Origin of the sequence: Shewanella phaeophyticola, assembly GCF_025398315.1 — a bacterium.
In the GTDB taxonomy this organism is placed as follows: domain Bacteria; phylum Pseudomonadota; class Gammaproteobacteria; order Enterobacterales; family Shewanellaceae; genus Shewanella; species Shewanella phaeophyticola.
Genome location: NZ_JAODOQ010000001.1, coordinates 212,242 through 227,227, shown reverse-complemented (window position 1 = coordinate 227,227; position 14,986 = coordinate 212,242). Strand labels below are relative to the sequence as shown.

The 14,986-nt window shown below is 43.7% G+C and carries 12 protein-coding genes and 2 pseudogenes; 6 read left to right on the top strand and 8 right to left on the bottom strand.

The window, feature by feature from the left end; all coding sequences use genetic code 11:
* The first annotated feature begins 171 nt into the window (after positions 1–171).
* The 4 genes from N4T56_RS01070 to nrfD all read left to right on the top strand — a co-directional run bounded on the left by N4T56_RS01070 (position 172) and on the right by nrfD (position 2,800).
* Complete coding sequence (locus tag N4T56_RS01070) at positions 172–636, top strand: hypothetical protein (protein WP_261731931.1); 465 nt, start codon at positions 172–174, stop codon at positions 634–636.
* 74 nt (positions 637–710) lie between these two features.
* Positions 711–1,175, top strand: a complete 465-nt coding sequence (locus N4T56_RS01065) for a multiheme c-type cytochrome (protein WP_261731930.1) — start codon at positions 711–713, stop codon at positions 1,173–1,175.
* A 6-nt stretch (positions 1,176–1,181) separates the two neighbouring features.
* Complete coding sequence (locus N4T56_RS01060) at positions 1,182–1,862, top strand: 4Fe-4S dicluster domain-containing protein (RefSeq protein ID WP_261731929.1); 681 nt, start codon at positions 1,182–1,184, stop codon at positions 1,860–1,862.
* Positions 1,859–2,800, top strand: coding sequence for a cytochrome c nitrite reductase subunit NrfD (gene nrfD / locus N4T56_RS01055; RefSeq protein WP_261731928.1), 942 nt, complete (start codon positions 1,859–1,861; stop codon positions 2,798–2,800). Before N4T56_RS01060 ends, nrfD begins: the two co-directional genes overlap by 4 nt.
* 71 nt (positions 2,801–2,871) lie before the next feature.
* Here nrfD and N4T56_RS01050 read toward each other — a convergent pair whose 3' ends face one another.
* From N4T56_RS01050 to N4T56_RS01025, 6 genes and pseudogenes are all read right to left on the bottom strand, one after another.
* Positions 2,872–3,552, bottom strand: coding sequence for a Fe2+-dependent dioxygenase (locus tag N4T56_RS01050; RefSeq protein ID WP_261731927.1), 681 nt, complete (start codon positions 3,550–3,552; stop codon positions 2,872–2,874).
* Between the two features lie 108 nt (positions 3,553–3,660).
* Entirely contained in the window at positions 3,661–5,385 is a 1,725-nt protein-coding gene (locus N4T56_RS01045; protein WP_261731926.1) for a TonB-dependent receptor, read from the bottom strand.
* Positions 5,386–5,402: 17 nt separating this feature from the next.
* Positions 5,403–5,972 (bottom strand): TonB-dependent receptor plug domain-containing protein, encoded by a 570-nt coding sequence (locus N4T56_RS01040; protein ID WP_261731925.1) that lies wholly within the window; start codon positions 5,970–5,972, stop codon positions 5,403–5,405.
* 282 nt (positions 5,973–6,254) lie between these two features.
* The gene (gene gloA2 / locus N4T56_RS01035; protein ID WP_261731924.1) at positions 6,255–6,641 is read right to left on the bottom strand and encodes an SMU1112c/YaeR family gloxylase I-like metalloprotein; all 387 of its coding nucleotides are present in this window, start codon (positions 6,639–6,641) and stop codon (positions 6,255–6,257) included.
* A 147-nt stretch (positions 6,642–6,788) separates the two neighbouring features.
* Positions 6,789–8,847 (bottom strand): annotated as a pseudogene (locus N4T56_RS01030) (PhoX family protein).
* A gap of 173 nt (positions 8,848–9,020) precedes the next feature.
* The gene (locus tag N4T56_RS01025) at positions 9,021–10,298 is read right to left on the bottom strand and encodes a DEAD/DEAH box helicase (RefSeq protein ID WP_261731923.1); all 1,278 of its coding nucleotides are present in this window, start codon (positions 10,296–10,298) and stop codon (positions 9,021–9,023) included.
* A 234-nt stretch (positions 10,299–10,532) separates the two neighbouring features.
* Between N4T56_RS01025 and N4T56_RS01020 the strand changes: the two genes are divergently transcribed.
* Entirely contained in the window at positions 10,533–10,703 is a 171-nt protein-coding gene (locus N4T56_RS01020; RefSeq protein WP_261731922.1) for a hypothetical protein, read from the top strand.
* Here the strand turns inward: N4T56_RS01020 and N4T56_RS01015 are convergent.
* Complete coding sequence (locus tag N4T56_RS01015; protein ID WP_261731921.1) at positions 10,700–11,191, bottom strand: GNAT family N-acetyltransferase; 492 nt, start codon at positions 11,189–11,191, stop codon at positions 10,700–10,702. The genes N4T56_RS01020 and N4T56_RS01015 overlap by 4 nt on opposite strands.
* Before the next feature lie 82 nt (positions 11,192–11,273).
* Between N4T56_RS01015 and N4T56_RS01010 the strand changes: the two genes are divergently transcribed.
* Entirely contained in the window at positions 11,274–11,711 is a 438-nt protein-coding gene (locus N4T56_RS01010; RefSeq protein WP_261731920.1) for a DUF3429 domain-containing protein, read from the top strand.
* A 59-nt stretch (positions 11,712–11,770) separates the two neighbouring features.
* Here N4T56_RS01010 and N4T56_RS01005 read toward each other — a convergent pair.
* Positions 11,771–14,815 (bottom strand): annotated as a pseudogene (locus N4T56_RS01005) (transglycosylase domain-containing protein).
* Positions 14,816–14,986: the final 171 nt, after the last annotated feature.

Here is a 14,986-nt window from a genome sequence, read left to right as displayed (position 1 = left end):
TAAAAACAGTGAATTAGAGCCAACCCTAAACTCTCACCAACAATCAGCAACTCATTGTGATTTATTGATTAAGATCAATTAAATCGACCACATCAGGCATAGTATTGATAGTGCATCTACGACAAAAGATGGTTTTAAAAAATAATTTTAAAATGCGTTTGGGAGGTATATATGTTTACTTCAGTCTTTTTAAGTTATGCGTTTGTGTACTCTGTTCTGTTTATTGCAGTGCCTTTTATCATTGTCATGTTTATTATGACATGTATTAAGTTCTTCAAAACAGATCACGAAGAGCACCCTATCACGTTCAAAAAAACGCTTTTTGACACCCAAAGCTTTGATTTTATGAAATCACTACAAGCAATGGTGGGAGGAAAGTACGACGTTTGCTGCAATGTCCCCATGGACAATGTGTTTGAAATGGATGCCCACACCGCAGCCGAAAACCACACGAAACTCGATTACGTAGTCATAGACCATGACTCATCTGAAGTGAAACTGATTATCTCTGATTTCAGTAAAGAAGATGACGCTAACGCGAAAAGTTTATTCGAGAAATTCAATGTGAAATTGGTTGAAATGGCGCGAGGCAAACCTTATGACGTGCAGATGTTACAAGGCGTGTTACCTGCGTGAAAGCCCTGTCGGGTGGCAGCTTACCCCTCTCACCCGACATTTTCTGTAATAAACCATTGTAGAGAGGACTGGCTATGTCCCGTATAAACTGGCTACTGATGTTAAGTGCAAGTGTATTATCGCTTGCCCTTATGAGTCAGCAAGCACATTGCAATGACTCTACTGAGCAAATTAACAATGACTCGTGCATGAAATGCCATAAACGCAATGGCAAAATGCAGGGACATCACGCCCTCGATGAGCTTAATTTAAGCTGCAGTTCTTGTCATGGTGAAAAAGGTAATCACCCTAAAAAACCGAATGATTTAATGGTGTTTTCAGCCGACAGTAACCTTGCGGTTGCGACCCAAAACAATGTTTGCTTAACATGCCATATCCCTAAAAAGTTAGCCGATACTGAGTGGACTCATAATGTGCATGCGCAAAAAGTTGCGTGCAGTGCATGCCATCAATTGCATCCACAAACTGACAGAATAATGACCTTAACAACCAAACAACGTAGTGATGAATGCCAGCGTTGTCATAGTGTGCAGAGGTAATAAATTATGGAAAATTCAAGAAGAGATTTCCTTAGGAGAACCTGTGCATTAGTGGCGGGAGTGTCGGTATCGCCTTTCGCGGTCAATGGCACCACAGATGCTGAAACTGAACAAGCCATAAAGTACGCCATCGTTCACGATGAAACCAAATGCATTGGCTGTAATGCCTGTGTTGAAGCATGCCGTGAAACCAACCATGTACCAGAAGGCGTAACCCGTTTAAGCATCGAAAGGAAAGGCTCTTATGGCGAGTATCCAAATCAGTATTACCACTTTACCCGCCACTCTTGCGAGCATTGTGAAGACGCGCCTTGTGTGAATGTGTGCCCAACAGGTGCCGCTTATATTGATAAAAAAACCGGGATTGTGTCGGTGCACGCCGATAAATGCGTTGGTTGCCAATATTGCCTTTTAGCTTGCCCTTATGAAATTCGTTTTATCAATCCGGTGACAAAAGCGGCCGACAAGTGCGATTTTTGCAAAGAGACTAATCTAAAACAAGGTAAACAGCCTGCCTGTGTCGAAGCTTGCCCAACCAATGCGTTAGTGTTTGGTAACCTTAAAGATCCCGACTCGTTAATAGTTGCGACCTTAAAAGCTAATTCGACCCAACGAAACAAACAAGATTTAGGCACCCGCCCTAAACTGTTTAGAATTACCGCCAAACCAGGGGAGATTACATTATGAGTGCCTTCCACTTTGACTCGTTAGTCTGGCATTGGCCGATTGCCATTTATCTGTTTTTGGCTGGGGTGTCTGCTGGGGCGATGTTTTTTGCTGTGCTGTTAAAGCATGCGTGCCTTAAAGACCAAGCTTATCGGTCTGGTTTTGTGCAGGCAGCTTGTATTGTAGCTCCTATTGCGGTGTTAGCAGGGCTAGGGATTTTGGTGCTCGACTTAACCAAGCCCTTTGAATTTTGGAAAATATTAGTTTTTTACAACCCAACCTCGGTGATGTCCTTAGGGGTTGTGGTGCTGATGATTTACCAAGTCTTTATGTATGCCTGGATAGCCATCACCTTTCGTAAGCCTATTGAAGACTGGTGTCGACCACGGTTTGCATTTATCACTAAGCTCAGTGAAAAATTAGCCACTTATGAGGCCAGTGTGACCGGATTACTGATTATATTTTCCGTGGCATTAGGCGCTTACACAGGCTTTTTACTCTCTGCTCAGCCTCGGTTTCCGATGTTAAATAATCCGGTGTTGCCATTACTGTTTTTAGCATCTGGCTTATCGTCAGGCGCTGCATCAGCATTGCTCGGTGGCGTGTTACTTAAAGGTAATCCTACGGGTAAAGAAGTTCAATTTATTCATAAAGTAGAAATACCATTGATTTTAGGTGAGATATTTCTGGTGTTCACTTTCTTTGCAGGGCTTATTCTCAGTGGAGGCCAAAGTAAAATGGCTGCCTTTACTGCCATTGGTGAAGGATTTTGGGGATGGGTATTTTGGTTCGGTATTATGGGGTTGGGATTATCTGCACCTTTAGCCATGAACCTGTTTATGACTGCCACCTCAAAACGTAAGTTTTCATACGTGGCCGGTACGGCGTGTTTAAGTTTACTTGGGGTGATTTTACTGCGTAACTTTATTCTTTACACCGGGCAGATGACGGTAAGCTAATACATTAAAAACAATAAATTCAACAAGCTCAAAGGGCGTATATTGACAAAATATACGCCCTTTTTGTCGTATTATAGCTGGGTAAATTGCCGAATTAAGTTGTGATACACATTGTGTAAATTGTCGAGTTCGGCGCGATCGGTTTTGTTGGCGTTAATCAGTTTTTGGATACTTTGGTCAAGTTGATACAAGGTTTGGCGTAAGTTTGTATCTGCCACCATGCTTTGCATCCAGGTAATAGCAGCAACACGCTGGCCGCGAGTGACCGCGGTAACTTTATGTAAACTGCTTGATGGATACACCACTGCATATCCGGCTGGCAATTTAATTTGTTGCTGACCAAATTCAGTAGAGATAACCAATTCACCGCCGTCGTATTCTTCTGGCTCGCTTAAAAACACCGTCATCGACACGTCGCTGCGGATCACCTCACTGGTATGTGGAATACGCATAATTGCGGCGTCGACATGGTAGCCATATTCTTCGGTTTCGCTGTAGCGGTTAAAACACGGTGGGAAAATTTTATGCGGTAATGCCGCGGAAACGATTTTAGGCGTATCACCAATACGTGCTAATAACTGGTTGGCCAGTTGCTGCACATTGGCGTCTTGCGCATCGGCTTGATGATTTTGTTTAACAGACGCAGCCATACCCATTGCAGTTTGACGACCGTCGCCCCAGGGACATTGTGCAAGCTGCTGACGATAAGCGCTGACTTGCTCTTTACTGAGCACTTTTTCTATAACAACCATGCTTATTTCCTGTTTTCTAAAACCAAAAAACCAACGCTTAACGAGAGGTTAAGCGTTGGAGTTAATGGTTAACTAATCAATGGTTAACCGTTTATTGTGAACAACGGCTTAAAATTCGTATGTCATCGACAGTCTTGAATTACGCGCATCTCCTAGGTACATAAATGCCCCCGAACGGTATGCTGCCGTCCAATACTCTTCGTCCATTACGTTACCCACATTTAAGCGGAATGTTAAGGCTTCAGTTGCATTGTAGCTCGCAAATAAATCAACCACTTGGTAGTTAGGTACCACAATGCTGTAACGCTCATTGGTGGTATCGTAACCTGCTGCAGTATCGGGTTGTCCACCATACATCTCGCTTTGATATGTATAGCTACCACCGATGACGAATGATTCAGTTAGCTGATAACGCAGTTGTAAATACGCGCTTTCATCTGCAAAGTTACTTAACGCTAAGCCAATGTTTGCTGGGTCGTAAGAATCCAATATTTCGGAATCCATTTTAGCCGCTGAAAATTGTATGCTCAGTTTGTCTGTAATATTACCGACCATGCCAAACTCAATCCCTTTAACTCGGTTTTCACCGGTGTTTAAGGTACCTAGTGTTGAGTAATTGTCGTCGCCTACACTTTCCATTACATCACTTTTTGTGATTTGGAAAATAGACGCTGAGAACATCATTTTATCGTCAAATAACATCCACTTGGTGCCAAGCTCAATGTTTTCAACGATTTCAGCATCGGCTTCACTGGCTTGCTCTTCAGTACCACATACACCGCCATAACCACAGTTGCCGCCTAAGTCAGACTCGCCACCATTGATGTTGGTAGCGGTGCTGTAGTTAGCATAAATATTAGCGTCTTCAGACAGGTCGTAAACTAAACCGAAGTTAAAGTTATACATGGTGTCTGAATATTCATATAAGGTATCGCTAGTTTGGTTACTGTAATCAAAGCTGTCGAGTCTTAAACCATAAAACATTGACAGTTGCTCAGTCAGTTCAACGTTGTCCATCATGTATGCCGCGACTGTTTGGATGTCGAAGATGGCATCTGACTCGCCTTTTACATAGGTGTAGCCCATAAGCTGGCTGATATTATCAACGGTATTACCATCGCCATCGATAATACAATAAGACTCAGACACGCCACGGCGACCATCTATAGAACAGTTCGTTGGATTGTTGTTGGTAATGTTATACACACCGTTATCAACGTTTTCGTCTGTGTATTCCAAACCAAACACTAGCTTGTTGTTAAAACCAAAGATTTTGGTGTTCCAGAATAAATTAAACTGGGTGCTAAAGTAATCTACATCTTGATTACCCTGGTGAGTACTGAGTCTTAAAGTATCTTCGCCTGGCGCGGTTGCATCGGTATCGGCGCGAGTTGTGCCACTCATACCGGTAGTTATGTAGCCGTTTTCGGTATGACCAACACGAGTGGCGTTATACAGGGTAATGTCACTATTAAGCTCGTATTCTGTTCGCAGGGTAAAGGTGGTCACCTCTGAGTCTAAAAAGTCACCGTCTTGCGCATAGACTGGAATATCTTCTAATGGCTTACGGGTATCTTGATCAAAGTAACTGCCTAAATCTGGTACGTCTTCAGCATTTAAGTGGTAAACGTCTGCGGTGAATGTGAGTGCATCTGTGGTTTCATACACACCCGATAACTGTACACCTTGGCGTTTGCTGCTAATGCCTTCGCGGCCTGGCTTATCTTCTTCTGCAGTTAAACCGTTTAAGCGTACTGCGGCTTTATCAGACAGCGGTAAATTGTAGTCAATGGTGATACGGCTGTGATCGTCAGTGCCAATGCCTAAATCCACACGGCCAAAGTCATAGGCTACCGACGCTTTTTTAGTGACGCTGTTAATGGCACCACCTGATGAACCACGGCCAGCAAAGGTTGAACTTGGCCTTTGGTAATTTCAACACGCTCAGTGGCAAAACTTTCACGGGTTGTCATGCCAGGATCGCGCAAGCCATCAACAAACACGTCGCTGCGCGCTTCGTGGCCACGAATAATATAACGATCGCCAAACGCATTACCGTTTTCACCAGTGCCTAAGGTTACACCCGCCTGAGCTGATAAGATGTCTTTTAAGTCAGTGTTGCCTGATTCTTGAATTTGGTCTTGAGTTAATACCGTAATAACTTGTGGGGTATCAACTAACTCTGCAAGACGGCGTTTGTCGGCCGAACTGTTAAACATGTAAACCGAATTTTGCACACCATGTACACGAATGCGCTCGATAGACTCGTCAGTTTCTGCTGGCTTACAGTTGGCTAAAATGTCCTTATCGCAAGTTTCATTTTGAGTGTCAGCGGCATAAACTGCTGGGCTGCCAAACACTAATGCGGCGGCAACAGCCTGTGCACCTAATGACAACTTACTGTAACTGTTCGATTTCATATCTAACATCATCCTATTATTAATTAGCTTTTATGAAAGTTCGTTTATGTGACGTACTCTACATAAACACAACAAAGATCACAAATACAAATCATTATCATTTGTGTAAAGATTGTAATTTATTGTGCGTATTTGCGCTTCATTAGATGACAATTAACAACAAGGTAAAGGCAACATTGACACAAAATAACCTAAGCACGCTGCCAATAATGGCTTAGGCAGCGTGAGTACAAGCGCAATGAAAGAGTAAGAAGTTGAGCGGTAACGTTGGGAGAAAGCCTGCTAAGCTGTTTGATATAACTCGAGTGGCAAGCCGTCAGGATCGCAGAAAAAAGTGTAATGCTTATTGGTGTACTCATCGACTCGAATAGGCTCAACCTCTACACCATGCTGTTGTAAATGTTGTACCACTTGCTTGATATCGTCGACTTTAAATGCCAAATGGCGTAATCCTTGCGCTTCGGGAAAGCTCGGTCTTGGCGGGGCTGCGTTAAATGAAAACAGTTCTATTTGGCTGCCGTCGGCCAAGGCTAAATCAAGTTTGTAAGAATCGCGCGCTTGACGATAATTTTCAGCAATAATCTTAAGCCCTAATACCTGGGTGTAAAACGCTTTTGAACGGGGATAATCGCCACAAATGATGGCCACATGGTGAATGCCTTTTAGCATAACGCTCCTGTGTTTAATAATACGCTGATAAATAATAAAACCCTGATAGCACGAGTCTATCAGGGTTTTAATCAGCATTAAAAGTGGTTACCGCTTAAGGCAACTCATGAGTTATCTTGCTGTTGGCTCTGAGTCGCCTACGGCCTATTAAACACCCACTGCGCCACCATCATCTTTACGAATAATCACAGTGGCAGCGCGTGGACGCACTGTCACACCTGCAGGTGTAGCTTCGTCTGCTTTATCTGAATAAGGCCAGTTGCCTGGATGCTGGATATTAGCAAAGATAGTGGTGTAATCAGGGGTAATCGCAAACCCTGTGACTTCACAACCGTTTGCACCAACAAAGAAACGCTTCAGTTGGGTTTGGTTGTCGGCGCTAACCACTTGTTGATTACCGTCGTCATCTACCATGGTTGATGGCACAATCGCTAACATTTGGTCGTTAGTTTCTTCAGTCACTTCAGAGGCGCCATTGTCGGTTTGCACCCATAAAATACCACGAGCATCGAACGCCAATCCATCTGGGCTAGCAAACTGATTTAAATCAGTTAAGCCAGATAAGTTGGTTTCAGCATCGCCATCATCAGGTGATCCAAAGACAAAGATGTCCCAGCTAAATTCGGTGGCAGCGTCGCCTTCATCCCAACGGATAATATGACCAAAGTTGTTATTTAAACGTGGATTAGCAGGGTTAGTGCTTTCAGTACGTCGACTGTTATTGGTCAGTGTCAGGTAAACCGTGCCTGTAAATGGATCAACCGCGGCTCATTCTGGACGGTCCATTGGGGTCGCACCGACAAGATCCGCAGCACCAGCGGTATTTAAGATAATTGCGGCTTGTGAGTCAAAACTGTTGGCAAGCGTGCTGCCATCTGTAGTGACACCGTCTAGGGTTAACGGTAGCCATTCACCCACGCCATCTTCGCTAAACTTGGCCACATATAAAGTGCCGGCATTCATGTACTTGTCGCCAACGCTTAAACGATTAGTACTATTGGCATCTGCTGCGTCCCACACTGCGTCAGACACAAACTTGTAGAGGTATTCAAAGCGAGAATCGTGACCAGAATAGAAACTAATGGGTTTGCCTTCTTCAAGCTTACCGAACACGCAACCTTCATGACGGAAACGGCCTAATGCTGTGCGCTTAACTGCACGAGAGTTAGGGTTATATGGATCTATCTCAACAATATAACCATGGCCATTGGCTTCGTTACGGTAATCGTTAGCCGCACTGGAACCGCTTGGCGTCACATCAAAACGAGCAAATTCGTCTAAACGTTCATCGTCATCGCCCGCTAAATGATCCCAGCCATAACGTGTATCAGAGGTTGAGATACCAATACGGGTTTGCTCGTCTGTAAGTGTGCCTTTGTTAACAAAGTAGCCAGGCCAGTTTTCTTCGCAGGTTAAATAAGTACCCCAAGGAGTGTAGCCATTACCACAGTTGTTTAACGTACCGCGCGCTTGGCTGCCGTCTGGCGAGTAGCGCGTTTCAAGGTATGAGCTGTAAGCTAAAGCAGCCGGCAACATCCATTACCGTTGCGCCAGTAAAACGACGGTTATAACTGTCGTTTTCAACCACTTGCCACATGCCAGAAACAAGCTTAATACGAACTACTGACACGCCATGAGCATTGATTTCTTTACGTATCTCGTCAATTACAGTGCGTTTACCATCGGTGTCGTAAGTTGGGCCTGTTGGGTGTAATGCACTTTGGTCAATGTACTCGTGGTTAATGCACAACAAGCCGTCATCACCGGCATCACTAAGCGGGAAGAAATGCATGCCATCATGATGCATACCGACTGAGTTTGCTTGGTCTTCAGCCGTGTTACTACCATCATCTTTCCATGCTGCTGCTTTTGAGTTAAGCGGTGTGCCCCAAGGTGCTAATACATAAGCTGAATACCCCGCAGGAATCGCGACAGCATCAGTTAACGAGCCAGGAATAGATTCAAAGCCTAGCACTGCAGAGCTTTGTGTTGGTGTTTCCGGTGTGGTTGGCGTTTCTTCTGTACTGTTATCATCATTATCAGAACCACAGGCACTCAATCCGAAACCACCAAAGGCGGTCATAGCGCTTAGGCCCAAACCACGCTTAACAAAATTACGGCGTGATAAGTGGGCGTCCATGACTTCATTAAATGGAGTATTTTTGCTTTTATTAAAACGAGTTGGATTAAACGTCGCCTTGCTCATAAAGTATTCCTTGTCTATGCTCAAAATTAACTGTAGGTATGATTATTCGACAGTTAAGATAAGCATCTAATGTGACAGCAAGGTTCAAAAAAAGTGACAATAATGTTGCATTTAAAAGACGGTAATGACAATACACGAATACACCACTCACAATATGAAGTGGTGCTGAGAGATTATTTTTTATTACGCGATGGGCGTTGACCTAAGGCTTTTTTACGCGCTTGTTGTTTAAGGGCACTCTTGGTGGTTTTTCTTGTAGTAACAGCCATTTGAGTTAAATCTGGCTCATACCCAGTTAACCATTGTTGCGGTAAGCGACGGTCTAAAAAGGTTTCTAATTTAATCAGTAATGGCTCGTCATCAACACTGAGTAACGTGACTGCCTGGCCTTGATTACCCGCACGACCTGTACGACCTATGCGATGAACATAGTCTTCAACCTGAAACGGTAACTCCACATTAACAACATAATTAAGCTCGTTAATGTCTAATCCTCTCGCTGCGACGTCAGTAGCCACCAATGCGGTTAGCTCGCCATTTTTAAACTGGCTTAGCACTTGCTCACGCAGCACTTGCGATAAATCAGCATGAAATGCTGCGGCGGCGACACCTGCGTGCTTCATTTGTTTCACCAAGGCATCGGCACCTTGTTTGGTTCGGCTAAAAACCAAAGTTTGTTGCCACTTTTCAACCTTAATTAAATGACACAATGCGGCACATTTTCGGTTGCTGTCTAGGTTATAGACGCGTTCAACAATACTCGTGGCAGTAGTATTACGCTTGGCGACTTCAATCACTTTAGGTGACTGTAATAAACGCTTACTAAAGCTAAAAATGCGATCGTCTAAGGTGGCTGAAAACAACAGCGTTTGCCGGGTTTTAGGCACTTGTTTTAGTACATCGATAATTTCGTCTTTAAAGCCCATATCTAGCATGCGATCGGCTTCGTCAAACACGAGATGCGTTAACTGCGATAAGGTCAATGTCCGCTTACGTAATAAATCTAACAATCTCCCAGGGGTTGCCACCAGAATATCAGTGCCATTATTGAGCTGGTGAATTTGTGCGCCAATACTCACGCCGCCATATACCATTACACTGCTAATCCCGCTGCCTTGGGCATATTGCTCAATACTGTGATGAACTTGTTGCGCCAGCTCGCGTGTAGGTACTAATACAAGCGCACGAATAACCTTGCTAAGACGCTGTGGTGTTTCTTGAGTTTCTGTTGAATGTATTTGAGTTGATGATTGCTGACTCAAGATTGACTGCAATATAGGCAGCGCAAAAGCAGCGGTTTTACCCGTGCCAGTTTGCGCCCCAGCCATGACATCTTTACCGCTTAAAATCACCGGAATAGCCTGTAATTGGATCGGGGTCGCTTGCTGATAATTAAGCTCAGCTAAACGGGTCATTAACGAAGGGTGTAGTGATAATTCAACAAAAGACATAACAGCTCCAAACAGGTGGATGCGCAGTTTATCATGCCCATTCGCATCAAAACAAAGACTCGTAATGACATTGTGCTGCTACTCAATGTGACGTTTAACACATCCCGATGTATGCCAAACAAAATGCCACAAATAGTACTTGACTAAAAAGGTGGGACTTATACAATTTAAACATGCAAAATATTTATATGTTTAATTCATTTGTTATACACCACTTTATTACGAGGCATCACCATGAGTTTTTCAATTAGCGGTATTTTTAAACCGGTCAAACAAACTGAATCGGTTAGTCATGTTGCGCCCAAAGCAGAGCAAGCCAACTCAGCACCCAAAACTGACACATCACAGAAAAAACAAGGTAATGGCGGCAGCTGTTGTGGTGGATGTGGCGGTGCGGCTAATTAACTTTTAAGGTTATCGCGCTTAAATATTAATAAGTTATCTTTAGTAAACAGCGATGGATATTGCGGCGTAACATTAACAAACCCATTGGCCTGAGCCACTTTTCGCGAGCCTTGGTTTTGCGCATCAATGTAGGCGTAAACCGGGCTTTTTATATAGTGTTGTAAAAACATTTTCAAGGCATTGGTGGCAATCCCCTGCCCCCAATATTCACGGCCTATCCAATAACCAATGAGTCGCACTTCTGGTTCATTTTCGGTGGCTAACTCATCATTAATCCACGATACCAGATGGCCAACTAATACGTTGTCATGCCAAATACCGATTGCGATACCTTGCTCGTTGGCAAAAATATTTTGTCGCCAATGCTGATAAAACGCCGTGCGCGCTCGCGCCGGCACATCGGCCATTTTGTTGGCTATAGGATCATTTTGAAAATCAAATAATACGCTTAAATCTTGTTCGCTAACGTCTTTAAGATAAATATTCATTGCGCTTCGCTCACCTATAGGTTGTACAACCAAGATCATTTATATTGGATCTAGAGGTTTTATTTGTATCACTGGAGATAGCATGAAACACATTAGTACTTGGCAATGGCTCGGGGTCGCAGGTTTAATGCCGTTTATTGTGTTAAGCCTATTGGCGTTTAATCATAGCGTGCTATCTCCTGAGCATACCTTACTTGGCTTTATTAGCTATAGTGCAATTATTTTAAGTTTTATGGCGGGCACATTATGGGGTAAAGCCGTTGTTCTTAGCACCGAAGATAATTTTGCTAAGCTATTGATTGTCAGTAACGTTATTGCGTTAGGTTGCTGGGTTGCATTATTAACGCCGTTTGAATTGTCAGCATTAATCTTATTGTTCAGTGGTTATTTATACCTGCTGTTTGTTGAGTTTAAGGCCAAGCAATTATCAAGTTCTGCCAGCTACATGACTCTGCGCACCATACTCACCAGTGTGGTCGCATTGTGTCATGCGGTGGTGATGTTTAGCTTGTATCAATAGTTTTTCAATGTAAACAGCCCAAAGGTTTATGGGCTGTTTACGCAATCGCTTTAGTTAAATCACAATCCTGCCTGGCATTGCTCGGTTTGATTAATCATCGGCGACAAAATTGGCATCATACCTTTAAGCACTTGTAATGGCAGTGCAGAAGTAAAGCTAAAGTCATCGGCTTTTTCACCCGGCACAAATGCCGTTAAGGTACCAAAGTGACTATCGCCTAAATAAAACACAAAGGTCGCAGTGCGATTGATGGCAGTTGATGCAACCTTACGACCATCACGAATTTCGGTTGCGATGCGGTTATCGCCAGTACCGGTTTTTCCGCCCATTACAATTGCCTGGCCTTGATTATCCGTCAAGCTACCATTAAGGCGTCTAGCGGTACCATTTTGCACCACATTCGCAAGCGCACGCTTAAGGGCTCGAGCCACTTCTTGATGCATTACCCGAGTAACCATTTGCTTATTGTTGGCAAGCGTCACCTCATAGGGTGTGTCTTTAGCAAATTGCAGCTCATCAATGCGTACGGTTGGAAAACGATAACCGTCATTTTGAATAATGCCCATTAGTTCAGCTAATGCTGCGGGTCTGTCGCCCGAACTGCCTAATGCAGAACCTAACGACGGCACCATATATTCAAACGGGTAACCCATACGCACCCAACGCTGATGAATACTTAAAAACGCCTCAACCTCTAACATCACCTGAATACGTACATCGCGGGCATTTTGATAACGGGTTCTAAATAACCAACGATACACGGCTTGTAACTGCGGTTGCGCATCGTCTAATACCTGGGTTAAGCCAGTTTCTGGGTAATCATTTAAATAACGAAGTACCCATAATTCAAGTGGATGTACTCGGGCAATATAACCCTGGTCGGCTAGGTTAAACTTGTCTTCGCCGTACTTGTTATACAGTGCGTTAATCTCTTTATCGCTAAAGTGTTTGCTTGGCAAACGCGCATTTAAAAACGCTTTAAGATCACGGGCACCATCGTAAGGTTTTACATAGCGATACACTGCCGCTAACTTTTGCTCTTGCTGTGCAATACCATCAAATAACACGTCTAAGCGTTGTTCAGGCGCCAATTGACGGTACTTACGATAAAAGCGTTTTACAAACGAGCTTCCTTCACGTTTAGCAAAGGCTTTTAAATATTCTTCGCGGCGCGGATCTTTATCATTACGCAATAATTGCGACACACTGCCTTCGCTATTGTAACTACTGCTGTAACTGACAATGTCTTGCATTAAGCGTACAAACGGTAAGTTTATCGACTCTTGCAAGGCTTGATACAAATTGGGAACACGACTGTTTTCTTTCTTGTTAAAGTTATTAAACACATGCAAGCCCCCCTGTGAAAAAGCGTTCATCTGGCGAGGCAGAATATTCACGTTGTAAGGCTGCATCGAGCATACGGGTTAAGTTACGGTCACGCGTGGTAATCAAATAATCAACCACCCAGCGGGTGATATGGTCTTTACGTTCTACATCGACCTGGCGCAAATCGGCTACCGTCATGGCCGAGAAGCGCTGTTGCAACTCGGCAATAATGTCTAAATAGGTTGCCAATACTCGCAGTTTTGCGGTTGAGCCAAGCTCCAGTTTACTGCCTTCGTTAATATCAAAAGGTTGGTCGATACTGTCGGTTTGGATACGCACTCTGTTTGCGCTGTCGGTGCTTTCGTACAAGGTAAAGCTATACAGCACTTTGTCGAGTTGTTGCGCCGACAATAAACGTTCGCCTAATAAGCCAATGCGCTCTGCTGAATTGACGTGCGCTAAACTGCGTAAGTAATCACTCACTTTTTGCTGTAAATCACCATGGAATGTACTGTTAATGGCTAAGTCGTAACGGTCTAAATCGTATAAATTAAGGTCTAACATACCTGCCGTGCGAATGCGCACCGCATTAATACCTTTATCATGGGTTTGGTTAGTAGCAGCTAACTTAGTGGTGTTAAAGGTTAACGAACTCTCTAACGCTGCCACCATTAACTGGGTTTCAATTAAGCTATCACGACCCAATAAGCGTAAGTAACTGTCGACCAATGACTCTAAATCATCGTGGCCTTGTAGTAAGTAATATGACGGACGACGCTGAGCAATCATAAGCGCGACGATTTCTCTAAACACTTTACCGCGCTGCGCACCATTTTGTGGCGTGTGTCGGCTAAGTAATAACTGGTTTGCTTGGGCAAAGTCGGTTTTAAACCACGCCCATAAACCGTCGCCTATACCGTGCACCTCGCCAAAACCTGGAGCAGATGATAATGGCACCGTGTTGAGGTAATCTTGCACAATACGTTGGCGTGCATTAATGGTATTTTCGCCTTGCTGATATACCCGCACAATGGCCGAACCAATTTGCAACAGTTTATCTTTGATGCTTAAGGTTAAGCCGTGATTTGAATGCCTAAACTTTTCAATTTGGGTGGCTAATGTACTACCACCAGCCTTTGACATATCTACACCCACCAGTTCGGCAACTTGGCTCGTTGCAGCCAATACAAAACGAGGCCAATCGACCACTGGGTTATAGTTGGTTTCAGGGCTAAGCATTTCGCGGTTTTCGATAAACAGCAAGGTACTCATGACTTGTTGCGGTATGGTGTCCTGGTCTTGATAGACACGTTTAGGGTACGAGAAGTCGAATACCGTCATGGCGCGGCAATCTCTAATCAACAGACCTGATTGGGCTTTTTCGTGATACGGTGGGAAAAAGCCCTTTTCGGTGTAATCCATCAACATTGGCGAAAATACCACTTGCTGAGTAATCTGGTAATTACGTTCGATTAGGCGTTCAATTTTTTTCGGTAATTGGCTATAGCCATGCCTATCATCAAAGGGCCATATTCAGGATAAATCACCGCATCACTACGATAATCACGTTTTTTATAGGTGAGCTTGCTGGCATACTGGTGCAGAAAGTGCGATTGGTAATAAGATGTCCTGACTTCGAATTCAAGCAAATAAGCAGTCGCCAATATCAGGATTACCCATAAAATACCGGCTTTGCTTTTACGAGCTTTAACCGGCTTGGCCGTAGACTCTTTTGGACGATAATTATCAAACTGGCGCTCAGTATGCTGACTCGACACAAACACTCCAACTAACCCATAAAACCAAGATAATGCACAATGTGTTTTTTGACTGATATGATTGTCAATCTCGCTAATTTTATCAGATGGATAAAGCGATTAGATATAGACAAAATAACTAAATATTGCTTTTTAGCTAGTTTAAGCGGTTTTGGTTATTACCACGATATT

Coding starts and splice junctions, on each gene's coding strand:
- N4T56_RS01070 (WP_261731931.1), top strand. CDS start 172: ATGTTTACTTCAGTCTTTTTAAGTTATGCGTTTGTGTACTCTGTTCTG.
- N4T56_RS01065 (WP_261731930.1), top strand. CDS start 711: ATGTCCCGTATAAACTGGCTACTGATGTTAAGTGCAAGTGTATTATCG.
- N4T56_RS01060 (WP_261731929.1), top strand. CDS start 1,182: ATGGAAAATTCAAGAAGAGATTTCCTTAGGAGAACCTGTGCATTAGTG.
- nrfD (WP_261731928.1), top strand. CDS start 1,859: ATGAGTGCCTTCCACTTTGACTCGTTAGTCTGGCATTGGCCGATTGCC.
- N4T56_RS01050 (WP_261731927.1), bottom strand. CDS start 3,552: ATGGTTGTTATAGAAAAAGTGCTCAGTAAAGAGCAAGTCAGCGCTTAT.
- N4T56_RS01040 (WP_261731925.1), bottom strand. CDS start 5,972: ATGAAATCGAACAGTTACAGTAAGTTGTCATTAGGTGCACAGGCTGTT.
- gloA2 (WP_261731924.1), bottom strand. CDS start 6,641: ATGCTAAAAGGCATTCACCATGTGGCCATCATTTGTGGCGATTATCCC.
- N4T56_RS01025 (WP_261731923.1), bottom strand. CDS start 10,298: ATGTCTTTTGTTGAATTATCACTACACCCTTCGTTAATGACCCGTTTA.
- N4T56_RS01020 (WP_261731922.1), top strand. CDS start 10,533: ATGAGTTTTTCAATTAGCGGTATTTTTAAACCGGTCAAACAAACTGAA.
- N4T56_RS01015 (WP_261731921.1), bottom strand. CDS start 11,191: ATGAATATTTATCTTAAAGACGTTAGCGAACAAGATTTAAGCGTATTA.
- N4T56_RS01010 (WP_261731920.1), top strand. CDS start 11,274: ATGAAACACATTAGTACTTGGCAATGGCTCGGGGTCGCAGGTTTAATG.